The following is a 26,637-nucleotide window of genomic DNA, read 5'->3' as shown; positions in this document are numbered from 1 at the left end:
TCGACTGCCGTCGCTGTACGAAAAACGCCTCGAAGCGTTTTCGCCAATAAGAACAATAAACGGAGTACGTCACCATGCTGTCCATGCAGCTTCAGGCTCGCCCGCCTGTTCGTTTTTCCCGCCTCAGCCACACCGCCCTTGCCAGTGCCGCCGCCCTCGCCGGCTTTTCGCCGTTGAGCCAGGCTGCCTTCTTCGAAGACAGTACGGCAACCTTCGAAACCCGCAACATGTATTTCAACCGCGACTTTCGCGACGGCACCAGCGCTCAGCAATCCAAGCGGGACGAATGGGCCCAGGGGTTCATGCTCAATCTGCAATCGGGTTACACCGACGGCACCGTGGGGTTCGGTGTCGATGCGCTGGGCATGCTGGGGGTAAAACTCGATTCGAGTCCGGATCGCACCGGCACCGGCCTGTTGCCGACCCATGACGACGGTCGCGCGGCTGACGAGTATTCCAAGCTCGGCCTGACCGGCAAAATGAAAATCTCCGCCACGGAACTGAAAATCGGCAGCCTGATTCCAGAACTGCCGATCCTCAAACCCAACGACGGGCGCATTCTGCCGCAGACCTTTGAAGGCGGCCTGCTGACCTCCAAAGAGATCAAGAACCTGACCTTCACCGGCGGGCGGCTGGAGAAAGCCAAGGACCGCGACAGCACCGACTTCGAGGACATCGCCCTCAACAACAAGAACAGCCGCTTCGCCGGTACCGTGGCCGGCAAGCACTTTGACTTTGGCGGCGTGGACTACAAGTTCACCGACAAGATCACCGGCAGCTACCACTTCGCCCAACTCGATGAAGTCTACAACCAGCACTTTATCGGCGTTGTCGCGTCGCAACCGTTCGGCCCCGGCACGTTCGGAACCGATCTGCGATTGGCCATCAGTGACGACGAGGGCGCGGCCCGGGGCGGCAATATCGACAACCAATCCCTGAACGGGCTGGTGAGCTATGCCTTGAACGGGCATAAACTCAGCGCCGGCTATCAACACATGTCCGGTGACAGTGCCTTCCCCTACGTCGATGGCAGCGATCCGTACCTGGTCAACTTCGTGCAAATCAATGATTTTGCCGGCGCCGAAGAACGTTCCTGGCAGGCACGTTACGACTATGACTTCGCCAAACTCGGCATTCCCGGCCTGAGTTTCATGAGCCGTTACCTGAGCGGTGACAACATCAAGCTCAAGAACGGTGATGAAGGCAAAGAGTGGGAACGCAACACCGAGATCAAATATGTCGTACAAAGCGGCGCCCTGAAAGACGTCGCTGTGCGCCTGCGTAATGCCACCTACCGTTCCAACTATTCCGCTCGCGATGCCGATGAAGTACGTCTGCTGGTGAGCTATAGCGTTGCCCTTTGGTAATTCAGTACGTCCATAACAAAAATCCCAAGGAGACTTGAATGAACCTGTCACTGCGTAAAGTTGCTCTGGCCGCTGGCGTCATGCTGTTCGCCGGCCAATTGATGGCCGAACCGAAACGTCCGGAATGCATCGCCCCGGCTTCGCCAGGCGGCGGTTTCGACCTGACCTGCAAACTGGCGCAAAGCGCGCTGGTGAATGAAAAACTGCTGACCAAACCGATGCGCGTGACCTACATGCCCGGCGGTGTCGGCGCGGTGGCGTACAACGCGGTGGTCGCCCAGCGTCCAGCCGATGCCGGCACGCTGGTGGCGTGGTCCAGCGGTTCGCTGCTGAACCTGGCGCAAGGCAAGTTCGGTCGTTTCGATGAAACCAACGTTCGTTGGCTGGCCGCTGTTGGCACCAGCTATGGCGCCATCGCGGTGAAAAGCGATTCGCCTTACAAGACCCTGGACGATCTGGTTCAGGCGCTGAAGAAAGATCCGAGCAAAGTGGTGATCGGTTCCGGCGGCACCGTCGGCAGCCAGGACTGGATGCAAACCGCACTGATCGCCAAGGCAGCCGGGATCAACCCGCGCGACCTGCGTTATGTCGCCCTCGAAGGCGGTGGTGAGATCGCCACCGCCCTGCTCGGTGGCCACATCCAGGTCGGCAGCACCGACATCTCCGACTCCATGCCACACATCCAGAGCGGCGACATGCGTCTGCTCGCGGTGTTCTCCGAGAAGCGTCTGGACGAGCCGGAAATGAAAAACATTCCGACGGCTAAAGAGCAGGGCTACGACATCGTCTGGCCGGTGGTTCGCGGCTTCTACCTCGGGCCAAAAGTCAGCGACGAAGATTACGCCTGGTGGAAAGACGCCTTCGACAAACTGCTCGCCTCCGAGGACTTCGCCAAGCTGCGCGATCAGCGTGAACTGTTCCCGTTCGCCATGACCGGCCCGGAGCTCGACACCTACGTGAAGAAGCAGGTCGCGGACTACAAAGTGCTGGCCAAAGAGTTCGGCCTGATCCAGTGATCGCCTCTGTCTAGCGGCTACGACCCTGGTTCTCGGGGTCGTGGCCCAGGAGTTCCTCATGCTCATACAACGCATTTTTGCTTCGGTGCTATTGCTGGCCTGTATCGGCCTGGCCCTGATGGCATGGCCGTATCAGGCGGCTTTTTCCTACGAACCGGTCGGGCCTCGGGCCTTCCCTTTGCTAATGCTCGGCCTGATGGGCCTGGCGTTGCTGTACATGGTGTTTCGACCGGCGCCGATCGTGCACAGCGACGATGACCCGAAACTGGACCGCGAAACCCTGAGCAAAATCGGCATCTGTGTGCTGCTGTTGCTGGTGTTCGCCGGGACCTTCGAACCTCTTGGTTTCATCGTCGCCAGCATTCTGATCGGCGTCCCGATGGCACGCCTGTATGGCGGCCGCTGGCTGCCCAGTACGGTGATCATCAGCCTGATGGCCATCGGTCTTTATCTGCTGTTCGACAAGTTGATGGACGTGCCACTGCCGCTGGGCGTGCTCGACGTTCTGGAGAACTGATATGGATACTCTTGGCTATTTGGGTCAGGGCTTCGGCGTCGCGCTGAGCCCGTACAACCTGGTGACCGCGCTGTGCGGCACCCTGATCGGCACCGTCGTCGGGCTGTTGCCCGGATTGGGTCCGATCAATGGCGTGGCGTTGCTGATCCCGATCGCATTCGCCCTCGGTCTGCCACCGGAGTCGGCGCTGATCCTGCTGGCGGCGGTGTACCTGGGTTGCGAATACGGCGGCCGAATCAGCTCGATCCTGCTGAACATTCCGGGCGAAGCCTCCACCGTAATGACCACCCTCGACGGTTACCCGATGGCCCGCAAAGGCCTGGCCGGTGTAGCGCTGTCGCTGTCGGCGTGGAGTTCGTTCATTGGTGCGTTCATCGCGACCTGCGGCATGGTGCTGTTCGCCCCGTTGCTGGCGAAGTGGGCAATTGCCTTCGGACCGGCGGAGTATTTCGTGTTGATGGTGTTTGCGATTGTGTGTCTCGGCGGCATGGCCGGCGACCGACCGCTCAAGACCTTCATTGCAGCGCTGATCGGCCTGTTTCTGTCCAGCGTCGGGATCGATGCCAACAGCGGCGTGTACCGTTTCACCGGGGATAACATTCACCTGACGGACGGCATTCAGTTTGTCGTGTTGGTGTTGGGCCTGTTCTCCATCAGCGAAATCCTCCTGCTGCTGGAAAAAACCCACCGCGGCCAGGAAGCGGTGAAAGCCACCGGGCGCATGATGTTCAACTTCAAGGAAGCCTCGGCGGTGTTCGTGGTGAACATCCGTTGCGGTTTACTGGGCTTCATCATGGGCGTGTTGCCGGGTGCCGGTGCGACGCTGGCCAGCGCTGTGGCCTACATGACCGAGAAACGTATTGCCGGCGCCAAGGGCACGTTCGGACAAGGCGACATGCGCGGCCTCGCGGCGCCGGAAACCGCCATCGGTGGCGCCGCCTGCGGTGCGCTCGTACCGATGCTGACCCTCGGCGTTCCGGGTTCGGGTACCACGGCGGTGATGATCGGCGCACTGTCGCTGTACAACATCACCCCGGGCCCGCTGTTGTTCCAGCAGCAACCGGATATCGTCTGGGGCCTGATCGCGTCGTTGTTCATCGCCAACGTGATGCTGGTGATCCTCAACATTCCGATGATCCGCATCTTTACCCGCATCCTCGCTGTGCCGAACTGGGCACTGGTGCCGGTGATCGCGATCATCACCGGGATCGGTGTCTACGCGGTCCATGCCACCACGTTCGACCTGTTCCTGATGATCGGCATCGGCATCTTCGGCTATATCTTGCGCAAGCTAGACTTCCCGTTGTCGCCCGTGCTGCTGGGCTTCATCCTCGGTGGCCTGATGGAACAAAACCTGCGTCGCGCCCTGTCGATTTCCAACGGTGCGCTGGAAATCCTCTGGTCGAGCCCAATCACGTTCGGTTGCTGGGTGTTGACTGCAATCATGTTGCTGATGCCGCTGCTGCGGATCTGGCGCAAACGTGCAGTCGCCCGGCGCGCTATCGCCGATGTCTGATCGCACCCCGTTCAAAAGCTGGTGGGGAACACCGCTGGTCGGTCTGCTGGGCGGTTACCTCGCCAGCCAGATCGGCTGGCCGCTACCGTGGATGGTCGGCTCGTTGCTGGCGATTATCCTGGTGCGCTGCCTGACTCCCTGGCAATTGGCGGAAATCCCTGGCGGGCGCAAGTGCGGCCAGTGGATCGTCGGCATCGGCATCGGCCTGCACTTCACCCCGGTGGTGATGGAGCAGGTGTTGAGCCACTTCGGTCTGATCTTCTTCGGTGCGTTGGTCACTAGCCTGTCCGCGGTGGTCGGGGTCTGGTTGATGCGGCGTACCGGGGAAGATCGCGCCACCGCATTCTTTTCCAGCATGCCCGGTGGCTCCGGGGAGATGGTCAACCTCGGCGCCCGCAACGGCGCGGTGCTCAGCCGTGTCGCGGCGGGGCAGAGTTTGCGGGTGTTGGTGGTGGTGCTGTGTGTGCCGGCGGCGTTCAAATATCTGTTGGGCGACGGTGCGCCGATCGCCCATGCCGGCAGCGTCGACTGGCGCTGGCTGGCGATTCTGTTCCCGGCGGGCGCCCTTGCCGCCTGGATCTGGCAACGTCTGCGCCAGCCCAATCCGTGGCTGTTCGGACCGTTGCTGGTGAGTGCGGCGGTGAGCATTGGTTGGGACCTGCACATCGGTCTGCCCAATGGCGGCAGTCAGATTGGCCAGTGGCTGATTGGCAGCGGGTTGGGGTGTCACTTCAATCGGCAGTTCTTCCGGCGGGCGCCGTCCTTCATGGGCCGAACCCTGCTCGGCACGGTGTTGACCATGTTGATCGCAACCCTGGCGGCATTGGGTTTGAGTGCGCTGACTCAGCTGGATCTGCGTTCGCTGACCTTGGGCATGATGCCCGGCGGGATTGCCGAGATGAGTTTGACGGCAGAAACCCTGCAATTGTCGGTACCGTTGGTGACGGCAATGCAGGTGATGCGGTTGTTGTTTGTATTGTTTCTGGCGGAGCCGTTGTTTCGGTATTGGAACCGGGAGCCGGATTCTCCCTGATAGACCGAGTCGCCTTCTTCGCGGGCAAGCCTCGCTCCTACAGGATTTCGGCTAGTCGCGGGTTTGCGTCCGGCACAAAATCTGTAGGAGCGAGGCTTGCCCGCGAAGGCAATCTTCAGACCGACGGCAATCGCCACTCGATCGGCGTCTCGCCATTCTGCTCCAGAAACTTGTTCGCCCGGCTGAAGTGCCCGCAGCCGAGGAAGCCGCGATAGGCGGATAGCGGCGACGGATGGACCGAAGTCAGCACCAGGTGTTTGGTGGCATCGATGAGTTTCTGCTTGCTCTGGGCATGCGCGCCCCACAGCAGGAATACCAGATGTGGCTGGTGCTCGCTGACCACTTCGATAATCCGATCGGTGAAGTACTGCCAGCCCTTGCCCGCATGGGCGTTGGCATTCGCGCGTTCCACGGTCATGGTGGTGTTGAGCATCAACACGCCCTGCTCTGCCCAACTCTGCAGGTAGCCATGGCTGGGAATGTCGATGTTCAGATCGCGCTTCAACTCTTTGTAAATGTTCACCAGCGATGGCGGCGCCGGTACGCCTGGTTGCACCGAGAAGCACAACCCATGGGCCTGACCCGGGCCGTGGTAAGGGTCTTGACCGAGAATGACCACTTTGACCTTGTCCAGCGGCGTGGAATTGAGCGCGTTGAAGATCATTGGTCCGGGAGGATAGATCTCTTTGCCCGCCGCGCGCTCCTGTTGCAGGAATGTGCGCAACTCTGCCATGTAAGGCTGGTCGAATTCGGCACGCAATGCCTCCTTCCAGCTCGGTTCGAGTTTGATACGGTCGTCAGCAGTCATGGTTACATCCGGCAAAAACAATGGGGCGAACCCTAGGAAACCCTATCTCCCTTGTCAATTGATCTGATACAGATCCGGCACTTTCCTATAGAGCGATCATACTAAACGCTCAATTTACCGATCGAGGTCATGATGAATCTGCACTTCGAAGAACTCACCGGCACCGACGGCGCACGCATCGGCATCGCCAGCCTGGATGCCGAAAAGTCCCTCAACGCCCTCTCCTTGCCGATGATCAACGCCCTGCGCGATCAACTGGACGCCTGGGCCAAGGAGCCACAGATCGTTTGCGTGCTGCTGCGCGGCAATGGCACCAAGGCTTTTTGCGCCGGCGGGGAAGTACGCAGCCTGGTGGAGGCGTGTCGCGCCCTTCCCGGAGAAGTGCCGCCCTTGGCTGCACACTTCTTTGCGGCAGAATATCGCCTCGACTTCAACCTGCACACCTACCCAAAACCGCTGATCTGCTGGGGGCATGGTTACGTGCTGGGCGGTGGCATGGGGCTGCTGCAAGGGGCGAGCATTCGGATCGTCACGCCAAGCAGCCGGCTGGCGATGCCGGAGATCGGCATCGGCTTGTACCCGGACGTCGGCGCCAGCTGGTTTCTGTCGCGGTTGCCCGGCAAGCTCGGATTGTTTCTGGGCCTGACCGGCGCCCAGATGAACGGTCGCGATGCGATCGATCTGGACCTCGCCGACCGCTTCCTGCGCGATGATCAACAGCATGAGCTGATCGAAGGTTTGCTGCAATTGAACTGGCAGGAACAGACAGCCATGCAGCTCAACAGCCTGCTCAAGGCCTTGCAGCAGGAAGCGATCGCGCAGATGCCGCAAGCGCAGTGGTTGCCTCGACGCGAGCTGATCGACGAACTGTTGGATGTCAGCGACGTTCGTTGCGCCTGGAAGGCCATCAGTGCGCTGCGCGATCATTCCGACCCGCTGCTCGGTCGTGCCGCCAAAACCATGGCTGAAGGCTCGCCCCTGACCGCTCATCTGGTGTGGGAACAGATCGTTCGCGCCCGGCATTTATCGTTGGCTCAAGTCTTTCAGATGGAATACACCATGAGCCTCAATTGCTGCCGTCATCCGGAGTTCAGCGAGGGCGTTCGCGCGCGGTTGATCGACAAGGACCATAAACCTCACTGGCACTGGCCGGACATCAACAATGTGCCGGAAGCGGCGGTGGAGGCGCATTTTCGCAAGGTATGGGAAGGTCGGCACCCTCTGGCCGATCTGTCTGAGTACTGAAATCCAGGCACAAAAAAACGGCGCTTCATGCGCCGTTTTTAATTGAATGGTTAACGGTGGCCGTCTCGGCCATCGTGATCGCCCCGACCGCGGTGATCGCCTCTTCCATCACGGTGATCCCTGTGGCCTCGATAGCCATCGCCCCGGCCGCCTCGGTTCCGGCCGTCCCAATCGCCCCGGTTACGACCGTCCCAACCGCCGCGGTCATGACGGTCCCATCCACGGTTCTGGTAGACGCGGTAGTCAGCTCGTGGCGCCGGCTGGTAATAGCGCGGTGCCGGTTGATAAACCCGCGGCTGGTAGTAATAACGCGGCGATGGCTGGTAATACCGTGCAGGCGGCGAGTAATACCTGCGCGGGGCCGAATAGTAACGGCCATCAGAGTAGTAAGACCCGCCACCGGAGTAGTACGGCGCTGGGGATGTGTAGACCTCGGAACGGTAGTAGCTGGATCCTCCATCGGAATAGGGCACGCATGCACCAAGAGACAATCCCGATAAAACAATCAGCAGAATTTGGCGGAGCTTTTTTTGACAGAGCATAGCGGCCTCCTGGACCGCGAGTGAGCCATGCCAGCGACGCTGGCAGGCGACAGTCAATGGTTCGGCGACTGTCGAAATATCAGACAGTGAATTCGGAATCTGGTGCGTTCCTGCAACACGTTGAAACAAGTAGCCGATGAAAGGTTTTTCATCTTTCCCATAAGAAAAACGGCGCGTCCGGGAAGCCGGATGCGCCGTGGTATCCAATGAGCTGATCAGCGGTGCCCGCGATAGTGTCCACCGCGATGGTGATGGCGGGGACCACTGAAATAATAGTAACGATAGCCCCCGTAAAAACGCGGGCCGCCGTAGTAGTAAGGTGAGTAGTAATAGCCAGGATAGTAATAGGGTGTCGGATAAATATCAGCGCCACCTGCATAGTAGTAACAGCCGGACAGGCCCAAACCAAAACACACGCTGAGGAATATTTGGCGGAGCTTTTTTTGACAGAACATGGAGGCCTCCTGAAAGACCTGCAACAGCAGTCGACTGACACCTGTTTTGACTTTCAAACCTGCACCGAGTGCCAGACGGTATCGACCTTCAGATCAGCGGCCAGCCCGTCCATCTACGGTGCACGGTTGCGCGCCAACGCACCATGACAAGGCAAGGCGCCCCCCCCCCTTTATCCGCCCTCCTCCCTGCATGCCCCCACCCAGAGGGTTCAAGCCGACTTGGCACGGCTCTCGCTTAACCAAAGGCGTGCAGGAGTCATCACAGGTTCGCGGCACCACAATTTGCAATGGCTGACTAGGGTTCCGGCTCGCTATCGCGAGTGGCTGGTCCGAGAGTTGGCGACCTCCAGTTGAGGTTACACGGCGGGACAAAAGCCCGGGAGACAAGCCACCGTTCGCGGTGCCGCTGCCTTCCTGTCCGCCCTTGATCAACTGGAGAACCACACCATGTCCCGACTTCGTTTACCCGCCCTGCTCGCCGCTGCTTTTGCAGCCCTCGTGAGCGTCTCGTCCCAGGCCGCACAAAAAGACCATTTCAGCGTCTGCTGGACTATTTATGCCGGCTGGATGCCCTGGGAATACGCCGGCAGCCAAGGCATCGTCGACAAATGGGCGAAAAAGTACGGCATCAAGATCGATGTGGTGCAGCTCAACGATTACGTCGAATCCATCAACCAATACACCGCCGGCCAGTTCGACGGCTGCACCATGACCAACATGGACGCGCTGACCATTCCGGCGGCCGGTGGCGTCGACAGCACAGCGCTGATCGTCAGCGACTTCTCCAACGGCAACGACGGCATCGTGCTCAAAGGCGAAGGCAAGAAAGTCGCCGACCTCAAGGGCATGGACGTCAATCTGGTTGAACTCTCGGTGTCCCACTATCTATTGGCCCGGGCACTCGATTCGGTGGACCTCACCGAGAAAGACCTGAAAGTGGTCAACACTTCCGACGCCGACATTTCGGCCGCCTTCAACACCGATCAGGTCAACGCCGTCACCACCTGGAACCCGATGCTTTCGGACATCAAGGCCAAGCCTGGCGTGACTGAAGTCTTCAACTCCAGCCAGGTTCCCGGCGAAATCATGGACATGATGGTGGTCAACAGCGCCACCCTCAAAGACAACCCGGCGCTGGGCAAAGCGCTGACCGGCGCCTGGTTCGAAGTGGTGGCATTAATGAACGCCAAAAACGCCGCCAGCAAAGCCGCCCTCGAACACATGGCCAAAGCCTCGGGCACCGACCTGGCCGGTTTCCAGGCGCAACTCGACACCACCAAGCTGTTCGCCACCCCCCAGGAAGCCTTGGCGTTTTCCACCAGCAAGCAACTGCCCGACACCATGCGCAAGGTCGCCGAGTTCTCGTTCCAGCACGGCTTGCTGGGTGAAGGCGCCAAGGACACCAGTGCCATCGGCATGGCCTTCGCCAATGGCGTGACCAGCGGCGACAAGACCAACCTCAAGCTGCGCTTCGACCCGAGCTATGTGCAGATGGCTGCCGACTCCACGTTGTAACAACGGAGGACTAGGCCATGCGCCTGATCAATCGCCACCCGGATCGCCCGAGTCGCCTGCTGTTGGTGATCCTGCCGTTCGCCCTGGTGTTGTTCGCCTACTTCATGGGCTCGGCCGATCGGCTGACGGACAACCCCAACGACAAACTGCTGCCCAGTGCCGTGCAGATGACTGACGCAGTGAAACGCCTAGCCTTCACCGCCGACACCCGCACCGGTGAATACCTGCTCTGGCAAGACAGTGCCGCCAGCCTGCGACGGCTGGCCATCGGCCTCGGCATCAGTGCATTGACCGGGCTGTGCCTGGGCATCGCCGCCGGGACCCTGCCGCTGTTTGGCGCACCGTTGTCGCCGGTACTCACCGTGCTGTCGATGGTGCCGCCACTGGCGATCCTGCCGATTCTGTTCATCGTGTTCGGGCTGGGGGAGTTGTCGAAAGTGATGCTGATCGTGATCGGCATCACCCCGTGCCTGGCCCGGGATCTGGAACAGCGCGCCCGGGAAATTCCCGTCGAGTTGCTGATCAAGGCACAGACGCTTGGCGCTTCGACCTGGACCTTGATGCTGCGCGTGGTGCTGCCGCAATTGTTGCCGCGCCTGTTGATCTCGCTGCGACTGATGCTGGGTTCGGCGTGGTTGTTCCTGATCGCTGCCGAAGCTATCGCCTCCACCGATGGTCTCGGCTACCGGATTTTCCTGGTGCGCCGCTACCTGGCGATGGACGTGATTTTGCCCTACGTGGTGTGGATCACCCTGCTCGCCTGGCTGATGGACTGGGGTCTGAAACGCCTGACCCAACGGGCGTTCCCTTGGTATGAAGGGGCCCGCGCATGAGCTTCATCACGGTAAAAAACGTCTGGCAGCAATATGCCGATCAGGTAGTGCTTGAAGGGCTGAACCTGAGCGTCAACGAGGGTGAGTTCTGCACCTTGGTCGGCGCGTCGGGTTGCGGCAAGTCGACTTTCCTGCGGCTATTACTGGGTCAGGAACGCGCTAGTCGCGGCGAGATTCTGTTGGACGGTCAGGCACTGGCTGGCGAACCGGATTCGAGCCGCGGCGTGGTGTTCCAGCGCTACTCGGTGTTCCCGCATTTAACGGTGCTGGACAACGTCGCCCTCGGCCTCGAACTGCCGCGTTCACCGCTACTTGGGCGGTTGTTCGGCAGCGCTAAAAAAGACGCACGCAAACAAGCCTCAGTGTTGCTGCACAAAGTCGGCCTCGGTCACTCGCTGGACAAGTACCCGGCGCAGCTCTCCGGCGGTATGCAACAGCGGCTGGCGATCGCCCAGGCGCTGATCATGAAGCCGCGCGTGCTGCTGCTCGACGAACCCTTCGGCGCGCTCGATCCGGGCATCCGCAAGGACATGCATGGCTTGCTGCTGGAACTGTGGCGCGAGACCCAGCTGACAGTGTTCATGGTCACCCATGACCTGTCCGAAGGTTTCAGCCTCGGCACCCGTTTGCTGGTGTTCGACAAAGTCCGCATCGACCCGCACGCCCCCGGCGCCTATGGCGCACGCATCACCTACGACATCCCTTTGAACAGCGACCGCCGCGCCAATCGCGCCGCCGTCGACGCCCTGCCGGCTCAGTTGGCAGGCACGCTTCGTACCGCTTAAGAGGATTTGCACATGACTGATTCGACCCAGCTGTTCCCGCCCTTCGCCGAAGAAATGCTCCCCGGCGGCGGCCATCGCTCCTTCGTTCTGAAACGTGGCCAATTACTGCGCCTGACCGACCTGCGCGGCGGTGCCAATGTCAGCCTGACGCTGCTCAACGCCCATGAAAAAACCGAACGCCTGAACCTGCCCGACAGCCTCAAATGCCAACACACCGCCAAGCTCACCACCGGCCATTGCCTTTTCTCGGACATGGGTCGGGTACTGGCGGCCATCACTGCCGACACCTGCGGCTGGAGCGACAGTCTCGGTGGTGTTCTCTGCGCTGAAGAAGTCGCGCAAAAATACGGCGCGGGCCGCTATCAGGAACTGCGTAACGGCTTCTTCCGCAACGGCACCGACAACCTGTTGGTGGAGTTGGGTAAGTGGGGTCTGGGCCTGTCCGATCTGTTGATGACCCTCAACCTGTTCAGCCGTGTGAACGTCGATGAGGCCGGGCGCTTCCACTTCGTCGAAGGCCATTCCAAGGCCGGTGATTACATCGAGTTGTACGCGCCGATGGATACCCTGGTGGTGCTCACCGCTCTGCAACACCCGATGGATCCATCCCCCGAATATGCGCCGAAACCGCTGAAGCTCAGCTGGATGAACGCCGATCCCAGTGTCGCCGAACACTGCCGCACCTCACGCCCGGAAAACGAGCGCGGCTTCATCAACACCGACCGCCTGTTCGCCTGAGGATCGCTGCCATGTCACTCGCTATCGCCACTGCTCAACAGCTACCTGAAACCGCGGTGTACCGCGCCACCATCCCCGCCGGCGAACCCTGGCTGATGGAGGTCAAGGCCGGCCAGACCTTGCGCATCCTCGACCTGGAAGGCAATCAGGCGGTCGACACTCTGTTCTACAGCCTCGCCAATCCCAAGGAGCGCTATGACGTACAGCGCACGTTGCGTCGGCAGGACAGCGTCTACCTGAGTACCGGCAGCGTGCTCTATTCCAACCTCGGCAAACCGATGCTGACCATCGTCGCCGACACTTGCGGGCGTCACGACACCCTCGGCGGTGCCTGCGCCCAGGAGAGCAACACCGTGCGTTATGCACTGGAGAAACGCTACATGCACAGCTGCCGCGACAACTACCTGCGCGCCTGTGCCCACGATGGTCGGCTGGGCAAGGGAGACATCGGGCCGAACATCAACTTCTTCATGAACGTGCCGGTGACGGCCGACGGCGGGCTGACGTTCGAAGACGGGATTTCGGCGCCGGGCAAATACGTCGACCTGCGGGCCGAGATGGACGTGATCGTGCTGATCTCCAACTGCCCGCAACTGAACAATCCGTGCAACGCCTACAACCCGACGCCTGCGGAGCTGCTGGTATGGAACTGAAATTTTCGCGTTTGCGGCGGTGGTTGTTTGTCTTGTGTCAGGCCCGTTCAGGTCAGTGCCTCAAACCTCCTAAACACCACTGAAACCTGTGGGAGCGGGCTTGCCCGCGATGAGGCCAGCACATTCAACATCGATGTCGACTGACAGTCCGCCATCGCGGGCAAGCCCGCTCCCACAAGGATCGGCGGAGTTTTGAAGAAAGTTGATTCTGCCGCCTGGGACGACCCCGGCGCCTATCGAAAAACTGCGGGACGGCCCGCATCCCAGGTCGAGGCTGATGTTTTATCGCCTCCGGGGGTTATGCCATGTTCGAAAAAGTCCTCATTGCCAACCGCGGCGCCATTGCCTGTCGCATCTTGCGTACCTTGGATGAATTGCAGGTCAAGGGCGTTGCCGTTTACTCCGAAGCCGATGCCGCCAGCCTGCACATCCTGCAAGCCTTTGAATCCCACAGCCTCGGCGAAGGCGCGGCCGCCGGCACTTATCTGGCGGTCGACAAAATCCTCGCCATCGCCAAAGCCACCGGCGCCACCGCGATTCATCCCGGCTACGGTTTTCTCTCGGAAAACGCCGCATTCGCCCAAGCCTGCGAAGCGGCCGACATCGCCTTCATCGGCCCCACACCGGAGCACCTGCGGGTGTTCGGCCTCAAGCACACCGCCCGTGCGCTGGCCAAGCAACACGGCGTGCCAATGCTCGAAGGTACCGAGCTGCTCGATAGCCTCGATGCAGCGTTGATAGCGGGCGAACAGGTCGGCTACCCGGTGATGCTCAAAAGCACCGCCGGCGGGGGCGGGATCGGTATGCGCGTGTGCCGCAGCGCTGCTGAACTGAGCGAGTCCTTCGAAGCCGTCAAACGCCTCGGTCAGAACAATTTCAGCGACGCCGGCGTGTTCATCGAGAAGTACATCCAGCGTGCCCGGCATCTGGAAGTGCAGGTCTTCGGCGACGGCCAGGGCGAGGTGCTTGCCCTCGGCGTACGCGACTGCTCAGTGCAGCGACGCAACCAGAAAGTCCTCGAAGAAACCCCGGCGCCGAACCTGCCCGAGGGCATGGCCGAGGAACTCTGTGCAGCGGCCATCAAACTGGCCAAAGCGGTGAATTACCGCAGCGCGGGCACTGTTGAGTTCGTCTTCGACAGCGATGCCCAGCGCTTCTATTTTCTTGAAGTGAACACTCGTTTGCAGGTGGAGCACGGCGTCACCGAACAAGTGTGGGGCGTGGATCTGGTGCGCTGGATGGTGGAACTGGCGGCCGGTGATTTGCCGCCGCTGCGCGAGTTGAGCCAGGGATTGAAAGCCGACGGTCATGCGATTCAGGCACGACTCTATGCCGAAGATCCGGGTCGGGATTTCCAGCCGAGTCCCGGTCTGCTCACTGCCGTCAATTTCCCGGTTACCGATGGCAAACACCTGCGCATCGACACTTGGGTCGAGGCCGGTTGCGAGATCCCGCCGTACTTCGATCCGATGATCGCCAAGGTCATCAGCTGGGCACCGACTCGCGAAGCAGCGCGCGTCGATCTGCATCAGGCTCTGGGCGACAGCCTGTTGTACGGGGTGGAAACCAACCGCGATTATTTGCGGCAGATTCTGCTCGATACACCCTTTGCCAGCGGCCAGCCGTGGACCCGTTGCCTGGAAGGCCTGGTCTATCAAGCCAACACCCTTGAAGTGCTCAGCGCCGGCACGCAGACCAGTGTTCAGGACTATCCGGGACGCCTCGGTTACTGGGCGGTAGGCGTGCCGCCGTCGGGGCCGATGGACAGCCGGGCACTGCGTCTGGGCAATCGCTTGCTGGGTAATGATGAAGGTGCAGCAGCGCTGGAAATCACCATGAGCGGGCCGCTGCTGCGCTTCAATTGTGAGGCAGTGGTGGCCGCTACGGGTGCGGTGATTGCGTTGATGCTGAACGGTGAAGCGGTGCCGATGAATACCGCACTGTTGATTCCCGCCGGTGCCACTTTGAGCCTCGGCACCATTGGCGGTGCAGGCGCGCGCAGCTATCTGTGCCTGCGCGGCGGCCTGCAAGTGCCGGATTATCTGGGTAGCAAAAGTACCTTCACCCTCGGCCAGTTTGGTGGCCATGCCGGTCGTGCATTGCGTGCTGGGGACGTATTGCATATTCCGGCCTTGAGCGACCACAGCGCCGGGCAAAACCTGATGACACAACACGTTACCGAGTTGCCCGCCGTGCGGCAGATTCGGGTGATCTACGGCCCTCACGGTGCCCCGGAATATTTCACCGAAAACTACATCGGCACCTTCTTCGCCACGCAGTGGGAAGTGCACTTCAACTCCAGCCGCACCGGCGTGCGGCTGATCGGGCCGAAGCCTGAATGGGTGCGGGCCGATGGGGGTGAAGCCGGGCTGCATCCGTCGAACATTCACGACAATCCGTACGCGATTGGCGCGGTGGATTTCACCGGTGACATGCCGGTGATTCTGGGGCCGGATGGCCCGAGCTTGGGCGGGTTTGTCTGCCCGGTGACGGTGATCGAGGCGGACCTTTGGCAGCTGGGGCAGCTCAAGGCTGGGGACAAGGTGCAGTTCGTCCCGGTCGATCTCAAGACCGCTCGCAATCTCGCCTTGAAATGGGACTCCTGTGGGAGCTGGCTTGCCTGCGATGAGGCCCAACCAGACACCGCATCAACTTCATCGCAGGCAAGCCAGCTCCCACAAGGGCTTGCGTCGCCTGTGGTGTTGGATTTTGGTCAGGGGGATACGCGGCTGGTTGCACGTCTGTCGGGCGACACCCATTTGTTGTTGGAAATCGGTGCCCCCGAACTGGACCTGGTCTTGCGCTTTCGCGCCCACGCGCTAATGCAGGCATTGGAAAGCAAACACCTGCACGGCGTGATCGACCTGACACCGGGCATCCGCTCGCTGCAAGTGCACTACCAACCGGAGCAACTGCCGCTGGCCGATCTGCTGGGGATTGTCGCCGGCGAATGGGACGCCGTGTGCGCCGCCAAAGACCTGCAGGTGCCCTCGCGCATCGTCCATCTGCCACTGTCCTGGGATGACCCGGCCTGCCAATTGGCGATCGAGAAATACATGACCACCGTACGCAAGGACGCACCCTGGTGCCCGAGCAATCTGGAGTTCATCCGCCGCATCAACGACCTGCCGAACCTCGACGAAGTGCAACGCACAGTGTTCGACGCCAGTTATCTGGTGATGGGCCTGGGCGATGTTTACCTCGGCGCACCGGTCGCCACCCCGCTCGATCCTCGGCATCGCCTGGTGACGACCAAGTACAACCCGGCCCGCACCTGGACCGCGGAAAACTCAGTAGGCATCGGCGGCGCCTACATGTGCGTGTACGGCATGGAAGGCCCCGGTGGTTATCAGTTCGTCGGCCGCACCTTGCAGATGTGGAACCGCTACCGTGAGGTTGCAGCGTTCGACGGCAAGCCGTGGCTGCTGCGCTTCTTCGATCAGATCCGCTTCTACCCGGTGAGCGCCGATGAACTGCTGCGCATTCGTCGGGATTTCCCGCTTGGGCGTTTTGATCTGAACATCGAACACAGTCAGCTGAATCTGGCGGATTACCAGGCGTTTTTGGCGAAAGAAGCCCAGGGCATCGCGGCATTTCGGGATCAGCAAAAAAGCGCGTTCAACGCCGAGCGCGAACGCTGGATAGCCAGCGGCCAGGCGCATTTCGACAGCGAAGAGCTGGCTCCGGAAGTGACCGAAGATGCACCGCTGGCCGACGGTCAGCAGAGCATCGACAGCCACATCGCCGGCAACCTCTGGCAGGTTCAGGTGCAGGCTGGCAGCCGGGTCGCGGCGGGGGATGTGCTGGTGATTCTGGAGTCGATGAAGATGGAAATCCCGCTGCTCGCGCCCATGGCGGGCGTGGTGCGCGAGATTCGCGTGCAACCGGGTTCGCCGGTGCGCGCCGGGCAGCGTGTGGTGGTGCTGGAACTCGACTCAAGCCATTAGAAAAGGATTAACGCCATGAACATCAATCTGCAACTCGACGCCCTGCGCAACGCTTACCACCAAGGCCAAATCACGCCTCGGCAACTGCTGTTGAACCTGCGGGAAAAAGCCGCGGCACTGAACCCGGACTATCACCTGTTCATCCATTTGCTCAGTGTCGAGGAACTGGAACCGTACCTCGCCGCACTCGACGGTCGTGACCCAGGCAGCCTGCCGCTGTACGGCGTGCCGTTCGCGATCAAGGACAACATCGACCTGGCGGGCATTCCCACCACGGCAGCGTGCCCGGCGTTTGCCTATGTGCCGGAGCGCTCGGCAACCGTCGTCGAGCAACTGCTGGCGCTGGGTGCGATTCCGTTGGGCAAGACCAATCTCGACCAGTTCGCCACTGGCCTCAATGGCAGCCGCTCGCCGTATGGCGCTTGCCCGAACAGCGTGTTGCCGGAGTATCCGTCGGGCGGTTCCAGCGCCGGATCTTCATTGGCGGTGGCACTCGGCGTGGCGAGTTTTTCCTTGGGCACGGACACGGCTGGCTCCGGTCGCGTGCCGGCGGCATTGAATAATCTGGTCGGTTTGAAAGCCAGCAAAGGGCTGATCTCCACGGCCGGAGTGGTTCCAGCCTGTCGAACGCTCGATTGCGTCACGACCTTCACAGCCACGGCACGGGAAGCCAGTCAGTTGCTCGCGCTCACCGCTCATCTCGATCCACGGGACGAATACAGCCGCAGTAATCCGCTGTGGAATGATGGTTCGGCCTTCGGCACACCGCGTCCATTGCGTTTCGGCGTACCCCGTGCGCAGGATCTGGCGTTCTTCGGCTGTCCTGAAGGCCCGTTGCTCTTCGGTGACGCCATCGACCAGCTCAAAGCCATGGGCGGCGAAGCGGTCGAACTGGATTTGTCGCCGTTTCTCGAAGCGGCGCGGTTGCTCTATGAAGGGCCGTGGGTGGCGGAGCGTTACAGCGTGGCCGGCGAGTTGATGGAGCAACATCCTCAAGCCGTGCTGCCGGTGATTCGCGCCGTATTGGACAAGGCGCCAGCGGTGACCGGCGTGCAAACCTTCCGTGCCCAATACCGTCTGCAGGCTTTGAAAGCACTGTGCGACAAAGCTCTGGAAGGCCTTGATTGCGTGGTCACGCCAACCATCGGCCGCCCGGTGACACGGGCGGAGCTTGCGGCCGAACCGGTGCTGCGCAACTCGGAACTGGGCTACTACACCAACTTCATGAACCTGCTCGATTACGCCGCCGTCGCCGTGCCCAGCGGGTTCATGGGCAATGGTTTGCCATGGGGCGTGACGTTGTTCGGACGGGTGTTTACCGATCAATATCTGTTGAGCGTGGCGGATACCTTGCAACGTCAGCAAGGGTTGGCCGCGCCTGCGCCGACAAATATTGCGCGCAATGATCGCGCACGGCTGGTGGTCTGCGGAGCACATCTGGATGGGCTGGCGCTGAACTGGCAACTCAAGCAGCGTGGAGCCCGTTTGCTCGAAGCCACTCACAGTTCCCCCGACTATCAGCTGTATGCCCTGGCCGGTGGCCCACCCTATCGCCCTGGCATGGTCCGAGTGAAAGAAGGTGGCGCAGCGATTGCGGTGGAAGTATGGGAGTTGCCAAGCAGCGAGTTGGGTTCGTTCCTGACCGCCATTCCTGCGCCGCTGGGGTTGGGCAAGGTACAACTGGCGGATGGGCGGTGGGAGAGTGGGTTTATCTGTGAGCCTTATGGGCTGGAGGGGGCGGTGGATATCAGTCATTTGGGCGGGTGGCGTGCGTATCTGAACGATCGGCGTTGATTTCCAGGATCGCCGGCTTGCGCAGGAGTGCTTGCCGGCCGATCATGCGCGGTCTCGGGCCAAGCAAACCGGCCGTAATCGAATGCTCCTTCATGAATAAACCTGACCTCTGCCCGGCTTGCGGCGCCTCCAACGACTGCAGCCTGGCTGACCCGCGAACCGTCGATCGTGCCTGCTGGTGCTACGGCGTCAGCATCGATCCGGCGGTGCTCCAGGCGTTGCCCGCCGAGTTGCGCGACAAGTCCTGCCTGTGCCCGGCCTGCGCCCAAGTCGAGATGCAGTTGCAAGTAGCCGCCTGGCCGATCACCTAAGATGCACGATCCTTTTCCATCGAACACTCGTCATGCGCGTTGACCGCTTCCTCAGCAACCTGCCCCGCTTCAACCGTAAGCAGGTACGCCTGTTGCTGGTGGAAAAACGCGTCAGGGTCGACGGAGAAGTCGTCAGCGACCCTCACGCCGAGGTACTGGAATTCAGCCGCGTGGAAGTCGACGACGAGGTGCTGCAAGCTGGCAAGCCGGCCCGCTACTTCATGCTGCACAAACCACCCGGCTGCGTCAGTGCCACCCGCGACCCGCAACACCCGACGGTGCTCGACCTGATCGACGAACCGGACAAGGAAGACTTGCACATCGCCGGTCGCCTGGACTTCAACACCACCGGCCTGATGCTGATCACCAACGATGGCAACTGGTCGCGACGCCTGACCCAACCGCAGACCAAACTGCCCAAGGTCTACTACGTCGAGACCGAGCAGGACATCACTGCCGAATACGCGATCACCTTCGCCAAAGGGCTGTATTTCGCCTTCGAAGACCTCATCACACAACCTGCCGAACTGGTCGTACTCGGGCCAACATCTGCGCGCCTGAGCATCGTCGAGGGCCGCTATCATCAGGTTAAACGGATGTTCGGCCACTTCGATAACAAGGTGATACGCCTGCACCGCGAGCGCATGGGGCCACTGGCGCTCGACGCTGTGTTGAAGCCCGGCGAATACCGGCCGTTGAGCAGCGAAGAGATCCGAATGATCTAAGCAGGCGACCGCTCAGCAGAAGCCGCTGAAAATTTTACGAAAGATACTTGCGCGATGACGTGACCCCTGCTTGAATCAGGACGTCGGCGCGAAACGTGACCGACGAGTCACAAAACTACTCTAAGAAACTTTTTGCCGGCAGAGAACCCTCAGGTTCCGCCTTCCCCCGGCAAACTGCCCGCTTATAACAATACCCGTCGACCAGCCAGCAATGGATCGACATGGGCCTTCAAAATTCCAGGCGTATGCCTACCTGTCACAAAGCTCGTGCAATCTGATTTGCGCGCATACCCGCTTGCCAGGAGTCTTATGACATGAGGCCAGAAATCGCTGTGCTGGATATACAGGGTCAGTACCGGGTTTACACGGAGTTCTATCGCGCAGACGCCGCAGAGAAGACCATTATTCTGGTCAACGGCTCGATGTCCACGACTGCGTCGTTTGCCCAAACCGTGAAAAACCTTTATCCGCAGTTCAATGTGGTGTGCTACGACCAGCCCTACGCGGGCAAGTCGAAGGCCCACAACCTGCATGAGAAAATGCTGACCAAGGAAATCGAAGGGCAGATCCTCCTTGAGTTGATCGACCACTTCGCCGCCGAACACGTGCTGTCGTTTTCCTTTGGTGGCGCCGCCACGCTCGTCGCCCTGGCCCAACGGCCACGGCGCATCGAAAAGGCCGTGATCAGCTCGTTCTCGCCGGTGGTCAACGAGCACATGCTCGACTACCTTGAACGCGGTGTCGATTATCTCGGCAGCCGGGACGGTAACCGGGTCGGTGACTTGGTGAACAGCACCATCGGCAAACACCTGCCCTCGCTGTTCAAGCGTTTCAACTACCGTCACGTCAGTTCGTTGGCCGAACATGAATACGGGCAGATGCACTTTCACATCAGCGACGTGCTCAACAGTGATCGCAACTGCTATCTGAATGCGGCAAAGAAAATCAACGTGCCAGTGCTGTTCATGAACGGCGAATGGGACGAGTACACCGCCGCCGCCGATGCCAGGCTGTTCGCCGGCCACGTGCAGCACAGCACCTTCAGCACCCTTCAGGCCACCGGCCACTTTCTCGACATGGAGCACAAAGCCGCCTGCCGGGACAGCCGCAACGCACTGCTGGGCTTCCTGAAACCGGCGCAACACGAAAGCCGACCGCGTTACCACTACGTCCAGGACCAGCATGCATTGGCAATCTGAAACAGAGTCATCGCGAGCAAGCTCAGCCCTGCAGCGTTAAGCGCATTCCTGTAGGAGCGAGGCTTGCCCGCGAATGACCGCAATGCGGTCTCTGCTTTCGTTTTCCCCGTGCTAAAGCCATCGCGTGCAAAGAAAAACTTCATTTTCACGCGCACATCTGGTACAAAGTCAGCCGCTCTGAGCGGGTGTCGTATAATGGCATTACTCCAGCTTCCCAAGCTGATAACGAGGGTTCGATTCCCTTCACCCGCTCCAATCGAATTTTTGTCTCACGTCAGTTTTTTTGGCGGGGGATGCAGGTAAAGGAAAACCGGCCTTGATGGCCGGTTTTTTTGTGTCTGGGGTTTGGTGGAATCGGGCTCTGAGTCATCTCCCCATTTTCGTCCATTGTCCACTGATCGATGAGTAAGTGCTCTCGGGGCGTTAGCGACTACCCTGAAGTCTGTTAGCGTTTTTTTCGAAAAACACGGATTTATTATCGAATTTCATCAAGTATTAATATTTTCATATCTACGGAAATTAGCGTTTTCGCATATGATCGACGTTCTGTTAGCGTTTTTCTTGCCCCAGTAAAGGATTTCGTCAATGCAAGTCGGTTTCAAGGCCCTCGCGAACCGTTACGACATCGCACTGGCACAGCCCCTACGCGTCGACTCGATGATCGGCACTGTACGCGTCAGTCGCGAAAGTGACGGAAATGTGGAGAACCGGTATCCGGCAAGCTATCGGCCCGCAGACGATTTCGCAGGACACTTCGAATTCGGCCTCAAATACGAAGAGATCCATCTCGAGTTCTTCGCCCGCCTGTTTGCGGCCATAGGTCCGCAGCCTGTCGAAGACTGGTGTCGACGGGAGCCATTCGGCCAGTATGCCCGTCGCACGGGATTCCTCTACGAATGGCTGACAGGGGAACGTCTGGATGTGCCAGACGTGACCAATGGCGGCTATGTTGATGTACTTTCGCCACAAGATTACCTGACTCGTCGCGAGGCACTGCGAACGCGGCGTTGGCGAGTCAATAACAACCTGCCGGGGACGGCTGGGTTCTGCCCCTTGGTTCGTCGTACGGCGCCAGTGCAGGAGGCCCTGCAATTCGATCTACGCGAGGCATTGGATGAATTAGATCAGGCCTTTGGCCCCGACATCCTGATGCGTACCGCCAGTTGGCTGACATTCAAGGAATCGCGCGCGAGCTTTCTCATCGAAAAGGAAGCCGACCAGGCCGATCGCATCCAGCGGTTTGCCCATGTCATCGCCCAGTATTGCGGACATATCAAAGACCCGTTGAGCAACGACAGCCTGCACTCCCTGCAAGCCGGCATTCTGGGGCGTGATGCTATTGGACTGGGCTTGCGGCGCTCCCCTGTGTTTGTGGGGCAGGCCACGATGCGCGAGGACATCGTGCATTACATTGCCCCCCATTTCGCGGATCTTGCACAGCTATTGGCAGGACTCAACGAGTTTGAAGTTGCAACGCGTGGTGCGGAATCCTTGGCACGTGCCGCTGTGTTGGCATTTGGCTTCGTGTACATCCATCCCATGCGCGATGGCAATGGCCGGATTCATCGCTTCCTGATCAACGACTCCCTGATTCGCGATAAGGCCGTGCCCGACGGCGTGATACTGCCGGTGTCAGCCACAATCACGAGTTCGATCGACTTCAGGGCCGGCTATGACCGTACGCTCGAAGTGTTCTCGCGACCGTTCATGCGACGTTACGCAGCGGCCTATCGGTTCGGCGAACTCGTGACCTACGAGGACGGGACTCGCAGCAACTTCATCTTCGATGAGTACGAGGACGCGTGCTTTGCCTGGCGGTATCCCGATCTGACCGAACATGTCCTGTACACCGCACGCGTCGTCGAGCACACGATTCGAAAGGAAATGGCGGATGAAGCCAGAGTACTGATGATCTTTCAGCGAGCTCAGGAGCAGCTGAAAGAGGTACTGGAAATGCCAGACCTGGATGCGAACCGCATCATCCGCTCCCTCAAGGAGAACGGCTGGGTGGTGTCCGGCAAGCTAAAGAAAGGGTACCCGCAGCTTGAAGATGAGCGCATGGCGGGACGCGTCGTGGAGGCCGTGCGTTCTGCGTTTGAGGATCGAGAGATGGGTGCAGGCGAAGAAGGATCTTTCGGCGAATCTGGATAAGGCGCAGGGGTGGATTAGAAAAAACGGCCTTGATAGCCGTTTTTTTGTACCCGGGATTTGGTCGAGTCGTGACCGGTCTAGTTGTTTGCTGATAAATAAATCCGTCACCTTTTTCCCCGATGGCGAGAGTCCGCGATTATTTCGTGGCAGGAAAACCCTGAAAAATGGAAAGCACAGGAGTCCCGGTGACCGCCGCATCGTAGCTATCCCACTGACTTATCGATCTGAATTCAGCATTGTCCCGTGCTGAATTCAAAGATTTCTGATAGCAATGAGCCATTGACTTGTGCGAATGCACCGTCGAACATATCGCTATTCGAGTAACGCCCCCAAAACCCACACCAATTACGCGACGAAAAGCATGAATAGTGAAAGACAACTTAAATCAATTATCTCAAAAAGAGATGGATTAAAATGTAAATTCACCGGCAAGGAAGTCGCAAACTTAGGCGAGCTCAAACTATATAAAGTAAAAAATGAGAGCCTGCAAGCTTTCGGCGATGACGGCCGTGAAATCTTCAACCCTGATGATTTCGTCCTAATACACAAAGATCTGGAAACCTCTTCTTCGTCAGTATTATCTAAAAGATCTAGAGCACTTGAGACTGAACTTGAAAACAGAATTAGCGAACTTGAAGCTCAAGAAAAACTAAACTATGATCGCGAGCGAACTTACCGAGAACAAGTAGAACAACAGCGTAAAGAGCTAGAACAGCTCAGAGACAAGTTGATTTCCGAACACAAAGCAAGAGACAAAAAATTTAGCAACGAGGCAAACCATCTAACTGAAGAGCTCCGTAAAAAAGAACTGACTCTACTAGATAAATTTAATGCTGAGCAGGCAGTACTCCAACAAAGAGCCAACATACTAGAGGAAGAGAAAAAGAGCTTAGAAATCCAAGTCGAAGCCCATCAAGCCAAAATATCTAGTGAGTACGCAGAGTTAGAGCGTGAGAAAGAAAAATACAAAGAGGAAACACGACGAAACATTGAACGCAGATCCAGCGAATACGTTAACGAATCCATTACATCACTAGACTCTGCGGCAACGAAATATCATAAAATATCTCGTAACTGGTCAATCGCCGGCACGATCGCATTGATATTGGGAGTCGCTACTGGCATTTTTTTCGGTGCTAAAGGCCTATCACCTGTTGAAGGGAAAGAAATCGTAGAATGGTCCCAGGTAGTATTTTTCGCTTTTAAAGGTGTTATCGTAATCGGATTATTTGTTGCACTCTCGAAATATTGTTTTATGTACGGACAATCATTCATGCATGAATCAATAAAAAACGGCGAGCGCAAACATGCTATCAACTTTGGGAAATTCTATCTCCAGTCATACGGAGTAGACGCAGAATGGTCACAGGTAAAAGAAGCTTTCGAACACTGGAACATAAATTCGGCATCCGCATTTTCAGGGCACGATCCTGACAAGTTCGATCCGAAAATGATGGACAAAGCTCTACAGTTTGCCGAATCTTTTCAAAAACTCTCAAAGTCAAAAAAACCTGAAAACGACACAACGAACTAGGCACCACCTAATAGTGCGAGCCATGAGAAAAATACTGGATTTGGCTGATAACCACCAAGAACTTTTGGCAATCAGCCAGCCTTTATCTCTGACAATTACTAAGCTTCAATAATATTCTTTTCAAGCCATCCCCCCCCAACGTTGCAGCCCGTATTGCTTCTCTTTGAAGTAGTCATAACGATCGTAATGTTTGGATGACACATCGTTAAATGCGTGCCCCTGAATACGATCGCGCAATTCTTTCTCCAAACCTGCTACTCCCATTAGTGTTTTACAAGTTCTTCAAAGATCCCTCAGCGTAAACGGCCCGTCGAAATGCTTTGTGTGTCGGCTGTAGAGTTTAGTCACGGCCCTGGACAATGACTGCGTGTGCAGCGGCTTGTCTTCCATCTTCCCCATGAAACGATACGCGCTCGTTTCGCTGATCTCATCCAGCGTCTTGAGGCTTTGTCGCATCAATCTGTTGTAGGGCACCGCGTGCAAGATCCGCTCACCGTCGACACCCTTGAGACTACGGATGACCAGGTGATCGTCGAAATATTGCTTTCGCGTGGTGCCCAGTAATTGCTGGGGGCGCTGGCCACCTGATGCAATCAGGAACTTGATCAACTCAGACGTCACAAGGGAAAGCTGTTCAGGCAGCAGATTCCATAGGGATTTGAGTTCAGCAACGGACAACGCCCGATTACCCGGTTGCTCCCAGTCGGCCCTGTACGGGGATACTGGCCACCGGATTGCTTAGCAGCCCGAACTGGACCTTGTTCTGCAGATAGCGGATCTTGAGTAGCAACACCCCCTCTCCCCTCGCGCTACGCCCGTCCGATATGACGTATAGCTTTTCCCGTGGCTGCAGCGCCCGTATCTGCTTATCCGTGAGCATCGATGTCTCGTTCTAGTAGTTGGTGACAGTTCGTGGTGACAGTTCGCTGGACACTCTGGTCCGAGCTGAACAAGTACTGAATGCCGCACCACGCTGAAAGGCTAGATTCTACTGGGCCAAGGGGGGTTAATAATATTCCCCGGCAGATGATGGCATTACGCCAATAATAGCTTCCCAAGCTGATAACGAGGGTTCGATTCCCTTCACCCGCTCCAATCGAATTTTTGTCTCACGTCGTTTTTTGACGGGGGATGCAGGTAAAGAAAAACCGGCCTTGATGGGCGGTTTTTTTGTGTCTGGGGTTTGGTGATCCTCCAGACCTTGACGCCGTCAACTCAGCATGCTAGCGAATGCTATACTTCCTACGAATTGCATCAAGCGTGCAGCGTTCCCCACGTGCACAGACATCGACTGCAAATCTCAGTTAACGGCTGCAGGACAAAGGAGGTCTACAGCCAACACGAGATGGGAGGTGTGGCATGAATCGGCACTATTACATCAGTGACAATCTCGACGATCTCGAGGCCGTTGAAAATGAACTGGAAGCCAACGGCATCAATACCGAACAAATTCATGTGCTCAGTGAACAAGTGGCTGATGTTGAAGAACATCACCTCCACGAGGTTAACTCGTTGATGAAACAGGATGTTGTTCACTCTGGCGAGATTGGAGCTGTGGTCGGCGTGCCACTCGCGGCGCTGGTCCTTGGCGGCGCCTATTGGATGGGCTGGACCGAATCCGCCGCAGGCTGGGTGCCTTTTATCTTCCTGGCCATCGTTATATTTGGCTTCTGCATCTGGGAAGGCGGTTTTTTTGGCATCCAGGTACCGAACGCTCACTTCCGCAGTTTTAAACAGATGGTAGAAGAGGGAAAACATATCTTCTTCGTGGATGTTGAACCGAATCAGGAACCGATATTGGACCGGGTAATCGAACATCATCCAACGCTGACGATCGCCGGCACGGGAACGGCAGCCCCCCACTGGACAGTGGCCTGGCAGCACAAATGGCATCAGTTCAAGCGAGTGATATCGGGTTAGCCCTGAAGACTCATGGCCATCTGAAAGCTGGAA

At 58.5% G+C, this 26,637-nt stretch carries 23 protein-coding genes, 1 tRNA gene and 1 riboswitch; of the genes, 20 read left to right on the top strand and 4 right to left on the bottom strand.

Annotated elements, in window-relative coordinates; all coding sequences use genetic code 11:
• Positions 1-74 precede the first annotated feature (74 nt).
• Genes AC1RQB_RS08935 through AC1RQB_RS08915 form a run of 5 tightly spaced genes read left to right on the top strand, consistent with a single transcriptional unit; the run spans position 75 to position 5,449 of the window.
• Positions 75-1,367: an OprD family porin gene (locus AC1RQB_RS08935; protein WP_063342763.1), complete on the top strand. Its 1,293-nt coding sequence runs from the start codon at positions 75-77 to the stop codon at positions 1,365-1,367.
• A gap of 38 nt (positions 1,368-1,405) precedes the next feature.
• Entirely contained in the window at positions 1,406-2,383 is a 978-nt protein-coding gene (locus AC1RQB_RS08930; RefSeq protein ID WP_007898608.1) for a Bug family tripartite tricarboxylate transporter substrate binding protein, read from the top strand.
• Between the two features lie 58 nt (positions 2,384-2,441).
• Entirely contained in the window at positions 2,442-2,900 is a 459-nt protein-coding gene (locus AC1RQB_RS08925) for a tripartite tricarboxylate transporter TctB family protein (RefSeq protein ID WP_008074480.1), read from the top strand.
• A 1-nt stretch (position 2,901) separates the two neighbouring features.
• Positions 2,902-4,416, top strand: a complete 1,515-nt coding sequence (locus tag AC1RQB_RS08920; protein WP_008074482.1) for a tripartite tricarboxylate transporter permease — start codon at positions 2,902-2,904, stop codon at positions 4,414-4,416.
• A complete protein-coding gene (locus tag AC1RQB_RS08915) occupies positions 4,409-5,449 on the top strand; it encodes an AbrB family transcriptional regulator (RefSeq protein ID WP_007898602.1) in 1,041 nt (346 codons plus the stop codon). The genes AC1RQB_RS08920 and AC1RQB_RS08915 overlap by 8 nt, the downstream gene beginning before the upstream one ends.
• Positions 5,450-5,564: 115 nt before the next feature.
• On the opposite strand, the gene ung is transcribed toward AC1RQB_RS08915, so the two are convergent.
• Positions 5,565-6,257: a uracil-DNA glycosylase gene (ung, locus tag AC1RQB_RS08910; protein ID WP_063342762.1), complete on the bottom strand. Its 693-nt coding sequence runs from the start codon at positions 6,255-6,257 to the stop codon at positions 5,565-5,567.
• Positions 6,258-6,389: 132 nt separating this feature from the next.
• Between ung and dspII the strand changes: the two genes are divergently transcribed.
• On the top strand, positions 6,390-7,502 hold the full coding sequence (dspII, locus tag AC1RQB_RS08905) for an enoyl-CoA hydratase/isomerase DspII (RefSeq protein WP_063342761.1): 1,113 nt from the start codon (positions 6,390-6,392) through the stop codon (positions 7,500-7,502).
• A 50-nt stretch (positions 7,503-7,552) separates the two neighbouring features.
• Here dspII and AC1RQB_RS08900 read toward each other — a convergent pair whose 3' ends face one another.
• Entirely contained in the window at positions 7,553-8,044 is a 492-nt protein-coding gene (locus AC1RQB_RS08900; protein WP_081235283.1) for a hypothetical protein, read from the bottom strand.
• Between the two features lie 215 nt (positions 8,045-8,259).
• Positions 8,260-8,499 carry a hypothetical protein gene (locus tag AC1RQB_RS08895; protein WP_007898589.1) on the bottom strand — a complete coding sequence of 80 codons (240 nt, stop codon included), beginning with the start codon at positions 8,497-8,499 and terminating at the stop codon, positions 8,260-8,262.
• Between the two features lie 284 nt (positions 8,500-8,783).
• Positions 8,784-8,884, top strand: a riboswitch (guanidine-I (ykkC/yxkD leader).
• Positions 8,885-8,946: 62 nt separating this feature from the next.
• On the opposite strand from AC1RQB_RS08895, the gene AC1RQB_RS08890 reads away from it, so the two are divergent.
• The 13 genes from AC1RQB_RS08890 to AC1RQB_RS08830 all read left to right on the top strand — a co-directional run bounded on the left by AC1RQB_RS08890 (position 8,947) and on the right by AC1RQB_RS08830 (position 24,684).
• Positions 8,947-10,014 carry a putative urea ABC transporter substrate-binding protein gene (locus AC1RQB_RS08890; RefSeq protein WP_008014821.1) on the top strand — a complete coding sequence of 356 codons (1,068 nt, stop codon included), beginning with the start codon at positions 8,947-8,949 and terminating at the stop codon, positions 10,012-10,014.
• A gap of 17 nt (positions 10,015-10,031) precedes the next feature.
• On the top strand, positions 10,032-10,847 hold the full coding sequence (locus AC1RQB_RS08885) for an ABC transporter permease (RefSeq protein ID WP_063342759.1): 816 nt from the start codon (positions 10,032-10,034) through the stop codon (positions 10,845-10,847).
• Positions 10,844-11,632 carry an ABC transporter ATP-binding protein gene (locus AC1RQB_RS08880; RefSeq protein WP_063342758.1) on the top strand — a complete coding sequence of 263 codons (789 nt, stop codon included), beginning with the start codon at positions 10,844-10,846 and terminating at the stop codon, positions 11,630-11,632. The genes AC1RQB_RS08885 and AC1RQB_RS08880 overlap by 4 nt, the downstream gene beginning before the upstream one ends.
• A 12-nt stretch (positions 11,633-11,644) precedes the next feature.
• Positions 11,645-12,370, top strand: coding sequence for an urea amidolyase associated protein UAAP1 (locus tag AC1RQB_RS08875; protein ID WP_063342757.1), 726 nt, complete (start codon positions 11,645-11,647; stop codon positions 12,368-12,370).
• Positions 12,371-12,381: 11 nt separating this feature from the next.
• Positions 12,382-13,023, top strand: coding sequence for an urea amidolyase associated protein UAAP2 (locus AC1RQB_RS08870; RefSeq protein WP_063342756.1), 642 nt, complete (start codon positions 12,382-12,384; stop codon positions 13,021-13,023).
• Positions 13,024-13,328: 305 nt separating this feature from the next.
• A complete protein-coding gene (gene uca, locus AC1RQB_RS08865; RefSeq protein WP_063342755.1) occupies positions 13,329-16,970 on the top strand; it encodes an urea carboxylase in 3,642 nt (1,213 codons plus the stop codon).
• Positions 16,971-16,985: 15 nt separating this feature from the next.
• Entirely contained in the window at positions 16,986-18,764 is a 1,779-nt protein-coding gene (atzF, locus tag AC1RQB_RS08860) for an allophanate hydrolase (RefSeq protein WP_063342754.1), read from the top strand.
• A 92-nt stretch (positions 18,765-18,856) separates the two neighbouring features.
• A complete protein-coding gene (locus AC1RQB_RS08855; protein WP_063343924.1) occupies positions 18,857-19,075 on the top strand; it encodes a cysteine-rich CWC family protein in 219 nt (72 codons plus the stop codon).
• Positions 19,076-19,107: 32 nt separating this feature from the next.
• Positions 19,108-19,800 (top strand): pseudouridine synthase, encoded by a 693-nt coding sequence (locus AC1RQB_RS08850; protein WP_063342753.1) that lies wholly within the window; start codon positions 19,108-19,110, stop codon positions 19,798-19,800.
• Between the two features lie 314 nt (positions 19,801-20,114).
• A complete protein-coding gene (locus AC1RQB_RS08845) occupies positions 20,115-20,999 on the top strand; it encodes an alpha/beta fold hydrolase (RefSeq protein ID WP_007898567.1) in 885 nt (294 codons plus the stop codon).
• 181 nt (positions 21,000-21,180) lie between these two features.
• Positions 21,181-21,254, top strand: a tRNA-Gly gene (locus AC1RQB_RS08840).
• Between the two features lie 330 nt (positions 21,255-21,584).
• Positions 21,585-23,150, top strand: a complete 1,566-nt coding sequence (locus AC1RQB_RS08835) for a Fic family protein (protein WP_063342752.1) — start codon at positions 21,585-21,587, stop codon at positions 23,148-23,150.
• 361 nt (positions 23,151-23,511) lie between these two features.
• The gene (locus AC1RQB_RS08830) at positions 23,512-24,684 is read left to right on the top strand and encodes a hypothetical protein (RefSeq protein ID WP_131816024.1); all 1,173 of its coding nucleotides are present in this window, start codon (positions 23,512-23,514) and stop codon (positions 24,682-24,684) included.
• A 282-nt stretch (positions 24,685-24,966) separates the two neighbouring features.
• On the opposite strand, the gene AC1RQB_RS08825 is transcribed toward AC1RQB_RS08830, so the two are convergent.
• Positions 24,967-25,362: a hypothetical protein gene (locus AC1RQB_RS08825; RefSeq protein WP_259333057.1), complete on the bottom strand. Its 396-nt coding sequence runs from the start codon at positions 25,360-25,362 to the stop codon at positions 24,967-24,969.
• A gap of 681 nt (positions 25,363-26,043) precedes the next feature.
• Here AC1RQB_RS08825 and AC1RQB_RS08820 point away from each other — a divergent pair.
• Positions 26,044-26,604 (top strand): hypothetical protein, encoded by a 561-nt coding sequence (locus AC1RQB_RS08820; protein WP_008074509.1) that lies wholly within the window; start codon positions 26,044-26,046, stop codon positions 26,602-26,604.
• Positions 26,605-26,637: the final 33 nt, after the last annotated feature.

The sequence above is a fragment of the Pseudomonas sp. GW822-FHT02E03 genome (assembly GCF_058802325.1).
This window is presented reverse-complemented; position numbering and strand designations above follow the sequence as displayed.

Coding starts and splice junctions, on each gene's coding strand:
- AC1RQB_RS08830 (WP_131816024.1), top strand. CDS start 23,512: ATGAATAGTGAAAGACAACTTAAATCAATTATCTCAAAAAGAGATGGA.
- AC1RQB_RS08855 (WP_063343924.1), top strand. CDS start 18,857: ATGAATAAACCTGACCTCTGCCCGGCTTGCGGCGCCTCCAACGACTGC.
- AC1RQB_RS08875 (WP_063342757.1), top strand. CDS start 11,645: ATGACTGATTCGACCCAGCTGTTCCCGCCCTTCGCCGAAGAAATGCTC.
- AC1RQB_RS08820 (WP_008074509.1), top strand. CDS start 26,044: ATGAATCGGCACTATTACATCAGTGACAATCTCGACGATCTCGAGGCC.
- AC1RQB_RS08845 (WP_007898567.1), top strand. CDS start 20,115: ATGAGGCCAGAAATCGCTGTGCTGGATATACAGGGTCAGTACCGGGTT.
- AC1RQB_RS08930 (WP_007898608.1), top strand. CDS start 1,406: ATGAACCTGTCACTGCGTAAAGTTGCTCTGGCCGCTGGCGTCATGCTG.
- AC1RQB_RS08935 (WP_063342763.1), top strand. CDS start 75: ATGCTGTCCATGCAGCTTCAGGCTCGCCCGCCTGTTCGTTTTTCCCGC.
- AC1RQB_RS08915 (WP_007898602.1), top strand. CDS start 4,409: ATGTCTGATCGCACCCCGTTCAAAAGCTGGTGGGGAACACCGCTGGTC.
- ung (WP_063342762.1), bottom strand. CDS start 6,257: ATGACTGCTGACGACCGTATCAAACTCGAACCGAGCTGGAAGGAGGCA.
- AC1RQB_RS08870 (WP_063342756.1), top strand. CDS start 12,382: ATGTCACTCGCTATCGCCACTGCTCAACAGCTACCTGAAACCGCGGTG.
- atzF (WP_063342754.1), top strand. CDS start 16,986: ATGAACATCAATCTGCAACTCGACGCCCTGCGCAACGCTTACCACCAA.
- AC1RQB_RS08925 (WP_008074480.1), top strand. CDS start 2,442: ATGCTCATACAACGCATTTTTGCTTCGGTGCTATTGCTGGCCTGTATC.
- AC1RQB_RS08890 (WP_008014821.1), top strand. CDS start 8,947: ATGTCCCGACTTCGTTTACCCGCCCTGCTCGCCGCTGCTTTTGCAGCC.
- AC1RQB_RS08895 (WP_007898589.1), bottom strand. CDS start 8,499: ATGTTCTGTCAAAAAAAGCTCCGCCAAATATTCCTCAGCGTGTGTTTT.
- AC1RQB_RS08920 (WP_008074482.1), top strand. CDS start 2,902: ATGGATACTCTTGGCTATTTGGGTCAGGGCTTCGGCGTCGCGCTGAGC.
- AC1RQB_RS08900 (WP_081235283.1), bottom strand. CDS start 8,044: ATGCTCTGTCAAAAAAAGCTCCGCCAAATTCTGCTGATTGTTTTATCG.
- uca (WP_063342755.1), top strand. CDS start 13,329: ATGTTCGAAAAAGTCCTCATTGCCAACCGCGGCGCCATTGCCTGTCGC.
- AC1RQB_RS08835 (WP_063342752.1), top strand. CDS start 21,585: ATGCAAGTCGGTTTCAAGGCCCTCGCGAACCGTTACGACATCGCACTG.
- AC1RQB_RS08880 (WP_063342758.1), top strand. CDS start 10,844: ATGAGCTTCATCACGGTAAAAAACGTCTGGCAGCAATATGCCGATCAG.
- AC1RQB_RS08850 (WP_063342753.1), top strand. CDS start 19,108: ATGCGCGTTGACCGCTTCCTCAGCAACCTGCCCCGCTTCAACCGTAAG.
- dspII (WP_063342761.1), top strand. CDS start 6,390: ATGAATCTGCACTTCGAAGAACTCACCGGCACCGACGGCGCACGCATC.
- AC1RQB_RS08885 (WP_063342759.1), top strand. CDS start 10,032: ATGCGCCTGATCAATCGCCACCCGGATCGCCCGAGTCGCCTGCTGTTG.